Source organism: Desmonostoc muscorum LEGE 12446 (genome assembly GCF_015207005.2).
GTDB lineage: Bacteria > Cyanobacteriota > Cyanobacteriia > Cyanobacteriales > Nostocaceae > Nostoc > Nostoc muscorum.
In genome coordinates this window covers 7328006-7341061 of the sequence record NZ_JADEXS020000001.1, presented here as the reverse complement: position 1 = coordinate 7341061, position 13056 = coordinate 7328006, and the positions used below count along the sequence as shown (strand labels likewise).

Here is a 13056-nt window from a genome sequence, read left to right as displayed (position 1 = left end):
TGTCAAGGCAATGACAGAGAATGGCTACTCAGACAACCGCCAAATTTTGATATCAGTGCTACTGCTAGCTAAAGTTTTGCCATCTGGACTAAAAGCAACTGACCTTACCCACAATAAATGACCTTTGAGGGTACTAATTTCTTGTCCATTTGCAACATTCCAAATTTTGATAGTATTGTCATAACTACCACTAGCTAAGGTTTTGCCATCTGGACTAAAAACAATAGACCGCACCCACAATAAATGACCATTAAGAGTACGAATTAATTTCCCAGTAGCAACATCCCAAATTTTGATACTATTGTGCCAAGTACTAGCTAAAGTTTTGCCATCTGGATTAAAAGCGACTAATTTAGGCCCGTGAGAATGACCCTTGAAAGTAAGAATTGCTTGCCCAGTGGCGAGGTTCCAAATTTTGATAGTATTGTCATCACTACCACTAGCTAAAGTTTTGCCATCTGGACTAAAGGCGACTGATTCAACACCAGAAGTATGACCTTTGAGGGTACGAATTTCTTTTCCAGTAGCGACATTCCAAATTTTAATAGTATTGTCATTACTACCACTAGCTAAAGTTTTGCCATCTGGACTAAAGGCGACTGATTCAACACCATAAACATGACCTTCGAGGTTACGAATTATTTGCCCAGTGGCAAAATTCCAGATTTTGACAGTTTGATCGCCACCACTAGCCAAAGTTTTGCTATCTGGACTAAAAGCAACTGATTTAACAAAACTAGAATGACCTTTGAGGGTAATAATTTCTTCTCCAGTTGTCAGATTCCAGATTTTGATAGTATTGTCTTCACCACCACTAGCTAAAGTTTTTTTATCTCGACTAATAGCAACTGAATTAACATTACCATCATGATCGTTGAGAGTATTCGCTAAAACAAATTTGCTGGATGAATTGTTAGGATTTACAAGTGGTGAAGTGTTGACTGGTGATGGAGTTGAGGCTGGTGGATTTGATGATGGCTGAGGAGTTGGTACAGTTGCGATCGCTGGTTTAATTGGTGTCAAACTTAAATAAGTCTTCAACGGAATCCCAAACACAGTAGTAGCATTCGTATCTGGGCGAGTTATGGCGCGTCCATGAATTCCCACTAATTTACCTTGCTCATCAAGTATCGCTCCCCCACTCATCCCCGGAAAACCACCGATGTCATACACAAAGGCATAACCATCTTTTGGGTTTGTCACCAGACGGGAAATTGCACCCCTACGAAAATCGATGTCTGATGTTCCTTGAGGATAACCGGCTACAGAAATATTTGTACCTAATGCTACTTGGTCAGAGTTGCCCTTTTCGGCAACTCGGTAATTTGCATTACTCGTAAACTGAAACACCGCCAAATCAACGCCAGAAAATCGCTTGACTTGGCTATTATTGAATGTATATCTTTTGCCATCTGGTGTTTGTACTGTGTAGTTACCTTCGAGTTGGACTACGTGCCAGTTGGTAACCACAATATAAATATCACCTTGACGCTCAATAATTACCCCAGAGCCAGTATTTGCACCATCAATGCGGACTGTAATTTGTTGAGCAATTTCAGAAATTTCTTTCGGTGTCAACGCTATGGCTACTGGTTGCACTATGGCGATCGCTGTACCCAATAATAATGCCGCTAGTCCACCAGCAACCCTCATAATTGATTCCCCTGATGATTTTGCAACAATTCTTTTCTAATCGGTACAGCCATACTAGAACGGGTAATTAGTTTATCTGAGTTTATTTATTATAAGAATAATAAATATCATTACTGTACTTGTAAGTATTGCAGGAACTTTTGTGTATCTTTAAGCAAGCGATCGCCCCAAAGATTTTCTTTGAGAAATTCTATATTGCCATAGCGCTTATCGATACTTACCGCCTGTTTTCCTAATGTCAAACCTTGTTCGCGATCGCCTTTAGTATAGAGTGCCACAGCTAGGGCTAATAATTGTGTCTTTGCTCTCTTATATTCTCGCGCGGAATCATATAAACGCTCTATATTGAAAGAATAATATGAGTTACTTTTCTCAAGTGAAACAGCAGTTTGCCATTGCTGAATTGCCTCTTCCAATTTACCTTGCTCATATTTAATTAAACCAATGTTTCTGATTGCTGGCCAGAATGTTGGATTTTGAGCAACAGCTTTATTGTATTGGGCAATCGCATCTGGCAATCGTCCTATCATATAGTAAGTATTGCCTAACTCTAACAAACCAGAGAGGTCATCGGGTTTTAACTTCAAACTGGCTTGGTAATGCTCAATAGCTGCTTGATATTTTTTCTGTATGAAATTAGCTAAACCTAATTCAAGCAGGACATGAGCATTCCTGGAATTGATTGTTCTTGCTCTATTAAGAGATGCGATCGCTGCATCATAATTTTTGGTTTCCAATTGCAATACACCCAACATAAACCACACTTTATCATTTCTGGGAGCTAACCTGCTAGCTAGTCTTGCTCTAGGAAAAGCCAACTCAAACTGATTAAAAATTGCCAATTGAGCAGCTTCTTGAGATAAACTCAAGCCCCTCTTTTCAGCAGCAACAGGGTCAATCTTTATTGCTAGATCAAAGTTTTTAATTGCCCCTTGTTCATCTCCATTTAATAAGAGTTCGTTCCCTTGTTCAAGATAAGTTTGGACATTTGTTAAGGGAGGATTTCTGGTTTCAACTGGTGGCTTTGGTGCTGGCGCAGTTGCAACTGGTTGTGCAGATGACGCAAGACTTAAATAAGTTTTCAACGGAATGCCCAACACAGTAGTAGCATTCGTGTCTGGGCGAGTTTTAGCGCGTCCGTGAATCCCAACTAATTTACCCTGCTCATCTAGTATCGCTCCCCCACTCATACCCGGAAAACCACCTATGTCGTAAATAAAAGCATAACCATCTTTTGGGTTTGACACCCGGCTGGAAATTGCACCCCTGAGAAACTTGATGTCAGATGTTTCTTGGGGATAACCTGCTACAGAAATATTTGTCCCTAATTCTACTTGATCAGAATTTCCCTTTTCGGCAACACGGTAATTTGCATTACTTGTAAACTGAAATACAGCTAAATCAACGCCAGGAAATCGCTTAACTTGGCTATTATTGAATGTATATCTTTTGCCATCTGGTGTTTGTACTGTGTAGTTACCTATTTCTTGAACTACGTGCCAGTTAGTTACAACAGTATAAACATTGCCTTGACGCTCAATAATTACCCCAGAGCCAGTATTTGCACCATCAATGCGGACTGTAATTTGTTGAGCAATAGCAGCAACTTCTGAGGGTGTCAACGCTGTAGCGGCTGGTTGCACGATCGCGATCGCCATACCCAATAATAATGCCGATAGTCCACCAGCCACCCTCATAATTGATTCCCCTGATGATTTTGCAACAATTCTTTTCTAATCGGTACAGCCATACTAGAACGGGTAATTAGTTCCTGCAAGTGGGCTTCGGGTTGAGAACCATCTTGATAAACTTCCGGTGTCTCCCAAAGCGGATCTTTATGTATGCTATTAATCCCCACCACTTCACCCCGTATATTCAGCAATGGTGCGCCACTCATCCCTTTACGCACATCATTGGTATATCCAATCTGGTAGCCTTGCTCTAATGCTTTGTCTAACAATAGCGTGACTTTACCAGAGGTAAAAACAAACTCAGTGTTGAAGATTTTTTTTGTTTGGGTAGACTGCTTTTGAGTAGCTAAATTAGATATAAATCCACCCACAAACACCTCATCCCCAACTCGCAAATTAGACGCATCTGTGATATCTGCCACTGGATAAACTATATCAGGGCTACGAAACTGCAACACAGCTAAATCATCCTGCTGCAACTCGGCAATTTGCAACACAGTAGCTTGATATACACGCCCATCTGGTGTTTGAATTTGATAGGGTGGTTTAGCTGCTCTCAAAACATGAGCATTGGTGATGACTGTATAAATTTCACCTTGGCGTTGCAGTAGAGTTCCTGAACCTAGTAACTCTGGTGCGGAAATTTTGACGGTGATAGTCTTTGCTAATTTTTGCAATTGCTTGACATAAAGGTGAGTAGGTCGCACCACTCTGCTAAACTCAACAGAAATGCTTTGCTGCTTTGATAGTGCCAACGAAACACCACCAAGACAAATCAGCAAGCACACCACATAAACAATTCTGCTTCTGAGCGACTTTATTGAACGCACCCCTCACCGTCTACAAGTTGCTTCACATCTAAATAAACCTCACCTTCCTCGTAGCTAAAAGCTTGACATCCACTTAAATTAATCACTGATTCTCCTACAGTCCGGCGGAAATCAACCATTTGTTGTAAAACTCTGCCGGTATCAGTTCCAGGTTTGAGAGTGACGAGAACATTTTCTTTTTCGCAAGGTACGCCTTTGCGATTAGCAATGCACAAAACCGGATAACTATTGAAGTTATCTCGACTGGTGATGTAAAGTGAGCCGTTATCGTAGTAGCGTTGAAATTTCGCAGTCACAATCTTACAGCGCTCTTTGGGTGGGAATTTTTTAAAATCTTTGACTACCCAACGGATAAACGTTTGATTTCCCCGTGAGGTGCGTATCTTGGTAACTGGTATACCATCTTCCTGTGTGCAAAAGAATTTGTTTCCCCCAGCGTAACTCGGATAGTTGCTTGTGGTGGTAACTGCTAAAGCTGAAATCACGGAAGCTGTTGCTACCCCTGGTAATATACGAGCAAGTAACCTCAGTTGCATATATCTAAGTATTAATCACTAAAAATACTTGACACTAATAGAGCAAGCTACAACTTCAAATGAGCAATTTTCGGAATTATGCTCAAATATATCAGTAAAAATTAGGTTTTTTGATGAAAAATTATCAAGATAACTTGCTTTTCTCCCATCAACAAAAGTGCAATATTTTTCAAAATTCGCTTTACATGTATAAAATAATACTTTAATATCAGAGTATGGTCGAAGCGATGTCTACGACGGGCTACGCCTACGCCAAATCCCGCAAAGAAGACAGCGATCGCCTCGATCTAAACCCCAAGATCGATAAAGGCGATCGCTTCATCCCGGAAAGAAGTGTGCGATCGCCTTTTTGACATACCTCCTCGTCCGAAAGGAAAAGACGCAAAGAATTTTTTTGATAAGTGATTAGGCGAACATAATATGATAAATTAACGGAAATTACCAGGATTTAGGCGAACAGAGTTAGGCCCAGACTGGCGACGAAGTGCCACTCCATTGCGGAGGTTTCTGGCCGTACCACCATCTTTGGCATCGAGGAAAGGCTTGAGGTTAATACCACCTCTAGATGAACTAACTCGATTATTGCCATTGCCTAGAAGGGTGCGTCCTAAATTATATACGCTGCCTGAGCGATCGCCATAAGTGTTAACGGCGATGGTTTGCTGTCCGCTGTCAGCAGTAGTCAAGTTTTGAAAGATGCTGTTGCGGATAACAACGGGATCTTTCCCACGCGGTACTGTCAACACAATTCTACAAGTTGGGTTAGCTTCAGTTGTTACGCAGACAATGTTTTCGTTATTTTGTACAGATGTCTGGAGTTCTTGTAAGCCATCTGGGCGATACAGTTCCAAGCGGCTGGCAATTGCTACACAACGCTTTTCGGCATCCCAACCGCCGCCTAAAGTCGCAGGTGCTGCCCAAGGAAAGAATTGTCCTGGTTGACTTTGTGGCTGATACATCACGGTGTACTGACCATTGTAAGTCTGACAGGTAAAGCGAGTTGCAGTGTCAGATGAAGGTGAAGGGGGTATGCCTGTCGATGTGTCTATTGGTACTGGTGCTGATGTGCCGCCTGATGGCACTGTTGGTACTACTACACCATCGTCGCTAATTGAATCATCATATTGTGCCATTGCTGCGGAATTGCCCAGACACAAAGATAAGCCAAGACTACCCAAAGATATCAATCGCAGCAGTTTTGATGACATAAATCATCCTCCAGTATAAATAAGTACGGAATTGATAGTTCAAGTGACGAATAATTCTATTTTTTGATTCATTAAAAACGCTATTTTTTTTCCTCTGTTGCTTTTTTCTCTTGCAGTAGCTTTTTCACCCGTGCTTGAATTTCGGTATGATGCACGACTCCTTCATAGGCGTAACGGTTGTAACTACTACGGATAATGAGGTTTTCTAAATCACTAACTCGTTCACCGCCGCCGGGATGGGAAGATAACCAACTCGGTGGAGCATTTTTTTGCTGTTTATCTAGTGTCACCATTAAGTTACGTAAACCATCAGCAGCGTAGCCAGTGGCCACAATTAGCCGTGTGCCGAGTGTATCTGCTTGACGTTCCATGTCGCGGCTGTAACTGAGTGCAAAGAGTTGACCGATGGTGCCGCCCAAAGGAAGATATTGGGTAACGTTAGAAATTAAGTTGCCTTGGGTGACTAATTGAAAACCGTGAGATAAAACGACATGGGATAATTCATGTCCAATTAATCCGGCTAATTCTGCTTCGGAATTTGTCTTGGCGATCGCACCCGCATTAATGAATATCTTACCCCCAGGTAATGCAAAGGCGTTGAGACTTTCCTCTGGAATCACAAAAAATTCGTATTTAAATTCTTCACGTCCAGTTACTTTAGCTAATTTCTGTCCAATTTGGTTGACGTATGCCAAAACAGTTTCGTCTGTAATGACATTCAACTGTTTTTTTGCCTCTTTGGCTACGGAATCACCTATGGCTCTTTCGCCTTGTAGGAGAACGATGGTAGAATCAATGGCGGAAAATGGCCCAAGCAAACTGCCAGTCAAGGCGTAACCTAATGCACCTGTAATAATATTACCGATGACGTTGCCTCGAATTTCTGCTTGGATATGTCTTTTGTAACGTTTGAGATTTTCTTCTGCTAAGTTTGTAAACTCAGCCGCTTGGGGATCTTCAGGGTTGAGAATGGCAAATTGACGCGCTGCTAAAGATGCTTCCATCCATTTTTTCTCACCAGCCAAGGCAGTGACTCTAGCTTTAATCAATTCTGCTTGGTTTGGATACAGTGAAGATGCTCTTTCTAATATATCTAAAGCTTCTTTGGGGCGATCGTATTGTTTTAATACTTCAGCATATCGGATATGACCAGGGATAAATTCTGGATATTGCTCAACTAATAGTTGCAAAGGTACTAAAGTTCGTGTTTGTAACTTACTTGCTATCCCCGCTTCTGATTCTCGCCAGTATACCTTACCTCCTGGGGATAGTTGCGTGGGATCAAGTATTGCTGGTTTACGTTCTTCAGGTATGCTTGTTTTGGCAAAAGGTTCTTTTACCTCGCGGTAAATTTTTTCTGCCTCTGGGATTTGTCCGGCGAGATAAAGTCTATCTGCCTCAATAAATTTTAGCTGACGGGTGATTTCTTCAGGAGTGAGTGTAGGTTCCTGTGGAGACTCTGGCTTTTTCGGTTCGGAAACTTCCGGGGAGGCTTCTGGTGTTGATGAACGTTCCATCGCTTCCCGCAACTTTTGGATTTTAGTCGTTTCAACTGTAGTAGATGCAGCTGGTTCTTGTGCTGGAACTGGTGCTGTTGGCTGCGTCAAGATAATCAAAATTGATGTACCAATTGACAGTAATACCCAGTTACAGGCTAGCAGTAGAGACTTCCAGGTTCGTTTCATGCTACGTAACACCTATGCAAAAGTCTGTTTTTTAAATGTTACAACGCCAGATACATGATGCCTAAAATACAAAAAACCCCGGCTAAGTTAGCCGAGGTAAAGTCGAGAAGTGAGAATGACGATGAGATATAGCGATACCGAAATCTAAAAATCTTAGCTGACGCTAAAACCAACCAAAACTAAACTAGTGACGATTAAAGTTGCAAAAACACCTTGTATCAAGTATTTACGTTGTTCCCAAATTGCTGGGTACTCAGCGTAGTAGACCTTGGGTTCAGCTGCGTAGTTATTGAGAATGCCGTCTTCGTTTACAGTGGTGTACATAATTTTTTCTCTTGGTTCTTTGTTAACTTATGTAAATAAATTTAACAGTTTTGTTACAAATCGTCAACAGGGCTTGACAAAAAAAGACTCATAGATTTTATAAAAGTTACTTATGAGCGATGCTTAGGTTGGGCGGGTACGCCATCGCGGATTCTTAGCCAAATGGTTGCAAGCAATAAAAACAGCGTGCCTGTTAGTTCTTCTGTACTATTACCGACGAGGGAAAAGGGCGATCGCATTGTAAGCACAGGTAAGACAATAAAGTGTTGTCAACACTTTTGAATAAATGCTAAAATCTTCCCTAGACAGGGAATAATTTTAAATAGTCTATGTTATTTAATCAAAATCTATGTCAAAAATAGTTTCGTGAGTAACAAATTACCTATGGGTTTGTTAGAGATTCCTGTAGAGTTTAAAGCTGAGAGGTAATGTGTATGTATATAGAAACTTTTACCCCTACTGAAGCTGCGGCATTTATCGAATTACCAACAAAGAAGATTTATAAGGAAGTAGAATATAGAATTCTTCCTGAATATAATCCTCCAAGGCTTAATTTTGCTGCGTTAGTTTATCTACGTTTAATTAAAGAAATAGACTTTTTTAATGTTGATTTTCGCTTATATCTTTATCAAAGCTTAGTTAGAGCTTTGGAACAAAATTTACCAACTATTGAAATAGCAAGATTTATCAAAATAGAAGTTGAGCCTATTGCCAAGGAGGTATTAGAATTTATCAATTGTTTTCAGTTGTGGAAAGAAAATTTAGTTTCCGATCCGAACATCATGGGCGGAGAAGCAGTATTTCCTAATTCTCGGCTTACGGTTCGTCATATTGGTTCAATGCTTGATAGGGGTGAGTCAATAGAGATTATACACGAAGACTATCCTTATTTGACTGAAGAAGATATAAAATTTGCTCAAGTGTACGTGAAAGCCTACCCAAGTGTTGGACGACCTAAAAAGAATCAAATTCCTGATTGATGAGGATATTTCACCAGCTGTTGCACGTTACTTGTGTAACGAGCTTTTTATTGATGCAATTGCTGTTAGAGATCGGGGGTTACTTGGTGCAAAAGACTATCAAGTTTTAGAATACGCTTTTAATGAAGAGCGTATTCTTGTAACAGCAAATGTTCGGGATTTTGAAAAGTTTGCTCGGATTACAGAAATCCATGCTGGGATTGTATTCATTTGTCAGGGAGATTTATCTCGAAATGAGCAAATTGCTATTGTAAAAGAAGCTGTGAATGAAATAAATGGTGAATTAGAAAATGGACGCGATATGTTAAATCGCGTTCTATACATGGGAGAAGATGGTAATAAAAGGTTTGAGAATTTGAGGTAAAACTACCAAAAGTATTAGGCGAATAAACCTTTGTTTGAGCGATGCCTAGGTTGGACGGGTACGCCATCGCACAGGGCTAAAAACACAAAAAACCCCGGCTAATTTAGCCGAGGTAAAAGGAGAAGTACGAATGGCGATGAGATACAGCGATACCGAAATCTAAAAATCTTAACTGACGCTAAAACCAACCAAAACTAAAGTAGTGACGATTAATGTTGCAAAAACACCTTGTATCAAGTATTTACGTTGTTCCCAAATCGCTGGGTACTCAGCGTAGTAGACCTTGGGTTCAGTTGCGTAGTTATTGAGAACGCCGTCTTCGTTTACAGTGGTGTACATAATTTTTTCTCTTGGTTGTTTTTTAACTTATGTAAATAAATTTAACAGTTTTGTTACAAATCGTCAACAGGGCTTGACAAAAAAAGAGTGATTGGTCTAATAAAAGTTACTTATGAGCGATGCCTAGTTTGGGCGGGTACGCCATCGCAGATTCTTGTCCAAGTGGTTCGAGTCTGCCAAAGCCTGATATCCGTTGACTTTTTGCTGCGCGTCCACATGAAAAACCCCCAGTAAGTTGGGGGCATAAATTCTAACTTGTGTCAGAAAGTCGAACAAGAGGCTTCTTAGGCTGGTATTGAAGCTGGTAAACTTCCTTCAACTCCTTTGTATTCGTCTTCAAGTAGCCCTAATTCTTCATGACTGCATCCAAAAGCACATCGGCATCAAAGCGAACGACATCGGTGCAAGGTAGTCCGGTTTCTGCTGTGATTTGAGCGATCGCCTCATGAGCCGAAAATTCATCGAGATGGGCTGTGTTCAATGCTATACCGACTACAGGCACATTTCCAAAGGCACCGCCGGCACTAGCGACAGTTTCATAAAGTTGGATTACCTTACGTAAAGGTGGAATTACTACATGGGGATGATTGCGTACATGAACTTGTCCCGCCCGATGTGCCAATACCAGTTGGGTTGGTTGGGAACCACGAATCAACGGTAGGGTTGCGGTTGAACCAGGGTGTAGCAGCGAACCTTGTCCTTCAATGTGCAGGATATCGTAGTTTTTGCCATAGCGCATGACCATCTGTTCCACAGCACCAGCGGCAAAGTCTACTCGTACAGCATCCAAAGGCACACCATCGCCTTCTAACATGACACCAGTTTGACCTGTGGCTAAGAATTTAGAACGCCAGCCCCGGAGTTTTGACGCCCAATGTAACTCTAGGCTGGTTGACATTTTACCGATCGCCATGTCGGTTCCCACAGTCAATACCCGCCGACAGGGGAGAGTGCGTGCCATGCCGCTGGCAATACCTATATTAGATGGCTCTTTCCGCACATCCCAAATTAGTTGTCCTGGTTTAAGCAGTGCATTTAACTCTGGCATATTTGCCATTGGTGTATGTAAACCATTCACCAGAGACATTCCAGCTTGTAAAGCGTCTTTGATTTCCAACCAGTAATCATCTGGGACGGCGCCACCTCCTGGGGCTATGCCAATTACCAAGACTTCTGGCTTGTACTCCAGGGCACCGGCTACAGATGCCACAATTGGTACATCACGCTTGAGACCTGTTAATTTTGACAAAGATTTCCCAACAGAGTCGCGATCGATGACTACTACGATTGGGGCTTCACTGTAGCGTAAAATCGCTAGCCCTGTTTTACCTTGAGGCCCGGTAATTCCCTCATGAAGTAAGATAGCTACTCGTTGATTAAGTGGCAGACGCACTGTGTTGTACCCCCAAACCTGGTAAATCGTTTGGCAAAACTCTCCCTTCTTTTACCAATGCACCCGTAAAGGGGTCATCAATTAAGTTAAGGTGACTGTCTAAATCTAAATAATCAGCTAGTGGTGCTAGCTGCGCTGCTGCTGTATTAGCTAAGGAACTGTCAGAATAGCAACCGAACATTACTTGTAATCCATAGGCTCTGGCTACATGTACCATTCGCATTGCTTCAGTTAGTCCCCCTGATTTCATCAGTTTAATATTAATCCCATCCACGTAGTTTGCTAGATCGGGAATATCAGAACTTGTGAAGCAACTTTCATCGACGAAGATGGGGAGAGGAGAATTTTCCTTGAGTTTTGCTAAGCTTGTTTCTTGCCCCCGTGGCAATGGCTGTTCTACATACTTTATACCTAAATCAGCCAGCCAATTGCACATGGCGATCGCATCTTCTAAACTCCACCCGCCGTTAGCATCAACAAAAAATTCTCGTTCTGGTGCTGCTTCTCGCACTGCTAGGAGCATTTTTCGGTCTGCTTCTATGCCATCTGGACTGCCCAGCTTGACTTTGAAAACACGAACATCGGTAAAGTTTAACCAGTCTTTGGCTCTGGCGATCGCACCTTCTGGTGAATTAATGCCGATTGTCAGGGAAGTTGGTACAATGGCTTGGCGATCGAGTCCCCAAATTTGCCACAAGGGTAACCCGACGCATTTACCCAGCCAATCGTGCATTGCCATATCCAAGGCTGCTTTCACAGCAGAAGGAACTTGGTTTTGGCTTAACACTTGCTCAATTTCCTGCCGTTGTAAGGGACTGAATCCTTGCAACAGTGGTATAACTTGCTCTAGAGCGTCCTTGATTGTATCAGTTGATTGGCGGTGATTACCCACACCGAACGGCGACGCTTCCCCCCAGCCTTCGATGCCATCTTCTGAAATTTTCACCCAGACATTCGTAGTCTGTGCTGTTGTTCCCCGACTAATAGTCAACGGAAATCTCTTATTAACTGTAAATAAATTCACATTTATTTGCATAAATATATAGCGTATTATGTTATTGCAAAAGCCAGTGTAAGTTTAAAATTTAGCTCGTCGGACGTATCCGTTATACTTTTTTACATTTACTACTTGATTTTATTACTTAATTTATGAGCAACTTAAAAAAATGGAAAACTTTAAAATCAAAAATGGTCTTAGATCATTACTGGTGTCAGGTTAGGCAAGATGAAATAGAATTACCCAATGGAAAAATTATCGATGATTATTTTGTCAGTATTAGACCTGAAGTTGCAATGGTTTTACCTATAACTAGTAGTAGAGAAATTATTTTTGTCCGGCAATATAGACACGCCGTCGGTGAATTTTTTGTAGAATTGCCAGCAGGGAATTTCGACTCTACAAAAGAGAGTGCCGAAGTAGCAGCAATGAGAGAATTTACAGAAGAAACTGGTTATATCACCCAAGAATTAAAACAAATAGGAATTTTATACGATAAACCGAGCAAAGATACCAATCAAATACATTTATTTTTAGCAGAAAATGTGATAAAAGTTAGAGAACAACAACTTGATATTACAGAAGAAATTGAGATTATATTAATTCCTATAGAATCAGTTTTAGATAAAATTATTCAAGGTGAAATTTCTGTTGCTGGTACCGTAGCGGCTCTCTTTTTCGGTTTAAAATTTATTAATTATTAATATCAATCTAGGTTTTTAGTATTTTGTTCTATGCTTCAGTCAGGTATCCTAACACACGAACTGTGTATATATTGATAGGCATAATTTTGACTAATGTGTTCTTGCTCTAAGCTTTTATTCTCAATAGAGAGATAGGAATATAAACCTTGTTCTTCAGGAGTAAGATAAAGTAAATTTTCGGCAATTGATTCTGTAACATTAACCGCAAATTCTTGGAAAGTTTCAAACGTTTTTGCATCCATCATTATGGAAATGGTTTGAGGAAAATAATGGGACTTAGACAAAAAGTAGCTAGAAAAAAGCATCAAATGTATATACAGAGAGACTTTGACATCGGGTTACCTAGTTTGTT

Annotated in this window: 16 protein-coding genes and 1 pseudogene; 4 read left to right on the top strand and 13 right to left on the bottom strand. The window is 41.0% G+C overall.

The genetic code is table 11. The features are described from left to right. Nucleotides 1–24: 24 nt before the first annotated feature. The 5 genes and pseudogenes from IQ276_RS30260 to IQ276_RS30240 form a co-directional block, all read right to left on the bottom strand. Complete coding sequence (locus IQ276_RS30260) at nt 25–1653, bottom strand: WD40 domain-containing protein (protein ID WP_193914514.1); 1629 nt, start codon at nt 1651–1653, stop codon at nt 25–27. Nucleotides 1654–1763: 110 nt separating this feature from the next. Next, the gene (locus IQ276_RS30255) at nt 1764–2579 is read right to left on the bottom strand and encodes a tetratricopeptide repeat protein (protein ID WP_373690632.1); all 816 of its coding nucleotides are present in this window, start codon (nt 2577–2579) and stop codon (nt 1764–1766) included. Between the two features lie 228 nt (nt 2580–2807). Beyond that, a pseudogene (locus IQ276_RS30250) lies at nt 2808–3311 on the bottom strand (S1 family peptidase); the annotation flags it as partial. A 35-nt stretch (nt 3312–3346) separates the two neighbouring features. Next, nucleotides 3347–4135: a S1 family peptidase gene (locus IQ276_RS30245; protein ID WP_235116101.1), complete on the bottom strand. Its 789-nt coding sequence runs from the start codon at nt 4133–4135 to the stop codon at nt 3347–3349. 26 nt (nt 4136–4161) lie between these two features. Continuing rightward, nucleotides 4162–4710: a COP23 domain-containing protein gene (locus tag IQ276_RS30240; RefSeq protein ID WP_193914516.1), complete on the bottom strand. Its 549-nt coding sequence runs from the start codon at nt 4708–4710 to the stop codon at nt 4162–4164. A 215-nt stretch (nt 4711–4925) separates the two neighbouring features. On the opposite strand from IQ276_RS30240, the gene IQ276_RS30235 reads away from it, so the two are divergent. Next, nucleotides 4926–5063: a hypothetical protein gene (locus IQ276_RS30235; protein ID WP_235116100.1), complete on the top strand. Its 138-nt coding sequence runs from the start codon at nt 4926–4928 to the stop codon at nt 5061–5063. A 75-nt stretch (nt 5064–5138) separates the two neighbouring features. On the opposite strand, the gene IQ276_RS30230 is transcribed toward IQ276_RS30235, so the two are convergent. From IQ276_RS30230 to IQ276_RS40420, 4 genes are all read right to left on the bottom strand, one after another. Then, nucleotides 5139–5918, bottom strand: coding sequence for a COP23 domain-containing protein (locus tag IQ276_RS30230; RefSeq protein WP_193914520.1), 780 nt, complete (start codon nt 5916–5918; stop codon nt 5139–5141). An 80-nt stretch (nt 5919–5998) separates the two neighbouring features. Then, nucleotides 5999–7603, bottom strand: coding sequence for a M48 family metalloprotease (locus tag IQ276_RS30225; RefSeq protein ID WP_193914522.1), 1605 nt, complete (start codon nt 7601–7603; stop codon nt 5999–6001). 153 nt (nt 7604–7756) lie between these two features. Continuing rightward, entirely contained in the window at nt 7757–7927 is a 171-nt protein-coding gene (gene psb34 / locus IQ276_RS30220) for a photosystem II assembly protein Psb34 (RefSeq protein WP_193914524.1), read from the bottom strand. 110 nt (nt 7928–8037) lie between these two features. Then, a complete protein-coding gene (locus IQ276_RS40420) occupies nt 8038–8166 on the bottom strand; it encodes a hypothetical protein (protein WP_255264362.1) in 129 nt (42 codons plus the stop codon). 195 nt (nt 8167–8361) lie between these two features. Between IQ276_RS40420 and IQ276_RS30215 the strand changes: the two genes are divergently transcribed. After that, nucleotides 8362–8907: a DUF433 domain-containing protein gene (locus tag IQ276_RS30215; RefSeq protein ID WP_193914526.1), complete on the top strand. Its 546-nt coding sequence runs from the start codon at nt 8362–8364 to the stop codon at nt 8905–8907. Further along, nucleotides 8870–9271 (top strand): DUF5615 family PIN-like protein, encoded by a 402-nt coding sequence (locus IQ276_RS30210; RefSeq protein WP_235116099.1) that lies wholly within the window; start codon nt 8870–8872, stop codon nt 9269–9271. The genes IQ276_RS30215 and IQ276_RS30210 overlap by 38 nt, the downstream gene beginning before the upstream one ends. Before the next feature lie 168 nt (nt 9272–9439). Here IQ276_RS30210 and psb34 (IQ276_RS30205) read toward each other — a convergent pair whose 3' ends face one another. The 3 genes from psb34 (IQ276_RS30205) to IQ276_RS30195 form a co-directional block, all read right to left on the bottom strand. Beyond that, nucleotides 9440–9610 (bottom strand): photosystem II assembly protein Psb34, encoded by a 171-nt coding sequence (gene psb34 / locus IQ276_RS30205; RefSeq protein ID WP_143173687.1) that lies wholly within the window; start codon nt 9608–9610, stop codon nt 9440–9442. Nucleotides 9611–9956: 346 nt separating this feature from the next. Further along, nucleotides 9957–11003: an N-acetyltransferase DgcN family protein gene (locus tag IQ276_RS30200; protein WP_190883926.1), complete on the bottom strand. Its 1047-nt coding sequence runs from the start codon at nt 11001–11003 to the stop codon at nt 9957–9959. Next, nucleotides 10987–12039 (bottom strand): dipeptide epimerase, encoded by a 1053-nt coding sequence (locus IQ276_RS30195; protein WP_193914528.1) that lies wholly within the window; start codon nt 12037–12039, stop codon nt 10987–10989. Before IQ276_RS30195 ends, IQ276_RS30200 begins: the two co-directional genes overlap by 17 nt. Before the next feature lie 113 nt (nt 12040–12152). On the opposite strand from IQ276_RS30195, the gene IQ276_RS30190 reads away from it, so the two are divergent. Then, nucleotides 12153–12704: an NUDIX hydrolase gene (locus tag IQ276_RS30190; RefSeq protein ID WP_193914530.1), complete on the top strand. Its 552-nt coding sequence runs from the start codon at nt 12153–12155 to the stop codon at nt 12702–12704. A 35-nt stretch (nt 12705–12739) separates the two neighbouring features. On the opposite strand, the gene IQ276_RS30185 is transcribed toward IQ276_RS30190, so the two are convergent. Continuing rightward, the gene (locus IQ276_RS30185) at nt 12740–13009 is read right to left on the bottom strand and encodes a Wadjet anti-phage system protein JetD domain-containing protein (RefSeq protein ID WP_228042866.1); all 270 of its coding nucleotides are present in this window, start codon (nt 13007–13009) and stop codon (nt 12740–12742) included. Nucleotides 13010–13056: the final 47 nt, after the last annotated feature.